The organism is Sodalis-like endosymbiont of Proechinophthirus fluctus (assembly GCF_001602625.1).
GTDB lineage: Bacteria > Pseudomonadota > Gammaproteobacteria > Enterobacterales > Enterobacteriaceae.
Genome location: NZ_LECR01000050.1, coordinates 25,032 through 26,577 on the forward strand (window position 1 = coordinate 25,032; position 1,546 = coordinate 26,577).

The 1,546-nt window shown below is 48.1% G+C and carries 2 protein-coding genes; both read right to left on the minus strand.

All coding sequences use genetic code 11. The features are described 5' to 3' along the window. Window positions 1-317, minus strand: a 317-nt coding sequence (locus BG74_RS13470) for a pirin family protein (RefSeq protein ID WP_187202702.1), incomplete at its 3' end; no start/stop codon positions are given. A gap of 451 nt (window positions 318-768) precedes the next feature. Then, window positions 769-1,546 (minus strand): sugar/pyridoxal phosphate phosphatase YigL (yigL, locus tag BG74_RS05935; protein ID WP_066597281.1); only part of this gene is annotated, 778 nt, incomplete at its 5' end.

Genomic DNA, 1,546 nt, shown 5'->3' on the forward strand with positions numbered 1-1,546 from the left:
GACTGGCCGCGTGGGAGCGCCCAACGAGTCAAAATCACATCCTGGAACACCCGCACGAGCCGTCGCAGGCATCTGGCGAATAGCGCGCCAGTAGCGGCCTTTGCCGTAAACCGGCGTTGTTCATAGTGCAGCTGCAGACCGTTTTGCGCCAGCAATATCCAAATCTGATAGAGGTGCAGGAATGCATCATCGCGAGCATTGTATTCTGAGTGCCGTATCCCAGTTTCAGCGCTCATGATCTGAAACTCGCCAGCGTGAATCTGCACCTGAGTTGCCCGTACTATCTGCGCTACCGTACCGGACAGAATGTAGGTCAAAATCTCCATGTCATTAATACGGGTGGGTGCAACGCCTTCTCACCGGGGCAATAATATTTTCATTAATCACCCACCATTAGAGAGAAAAAAACCATAAATTCGAGATGATAGTAATCGGCAAAGGAAAACTATGCCGGTTGGTTAGACATTCATGCCGAGCATAGCTTCGATCTTGGATGGCACGCACAAAGTACGTATTCAGTTCTCCTCATTATTTTTCTCAAGTCTATAGTCTATTCGTAACAAAGAAGAATAATAGCGGAAAATATCATCGCTAAGTTCAAAAAAATAGAATGGCATAGGCGACAGAGAGTAGTCAATACGGGTAAAAAAGCCAGCACACAGGAGATGAAATTACTGGAAGCAATGTGAGCAATGTCGTGCTCCCGTGCCAGTATCGCAATTTAAATAATAATTTAAATAGTAATAATTATTATTTGTAAATTAATTTTTATTCTTTTCCCAGATACATTGCGCGCAGGTAACGTGGTACCGCATCGTCCTCGTTGCTGCCTATGATATCCAGGGCTGGCAATGTGTCCTTAAGGCGCTGCTGGGCATTTTGCATAATGCAGCCTTTACCTGCCATCGCTAGCATCTCTTGGTCATTCATCCCATCGCCAAAGGAAATGCAATCCTTAAGTTGATATCCGAGCAGGCCAGCTACCTGCCGCAACGCGTGCCCTTTAGAAACCCCTCCAGCCATGACCTCCAGACACACCGGCAAAGAGAAGCTGACGTTGACCCGATCGCACCAGCGGGCGTTGAGCGCCTCTTCCAATACCAGTAGACGCTGATGATCATCGCAGGTGAAATACACTTTGCAAATGCCGTCAGTGGGCAGCGTACCCTGCTGATACACCCGATATTTGAATGTGGATTCACGGAAAAAATCTTCCTGATCGACGCGACTACGGTTCATAAACCATTCATCATTGCGAAAGACATTAGTCAGAATTTTCTGATCCTGATGCACTACACTGAACAACTCTGCGGCGATATCTTCGTCTAAATTGTGGGAGAAGATCAGTTCGCCGGCAGTGTTGTGTACCCGTGCGCCGTTAGATGTGATCATATAGGCATCAATCTCGAGATTGGCGCGCATCCGCGCCACGTCCACATGGTGGCGGCCGGTAGCGAACACGAAGTGGATCCCGCGTGCGGTTAGGATTTGCAGAGTTTGTTTAGTATAGGGGGTGAGCTGATGAGCTGGTGAAAGCAGTGTGCCA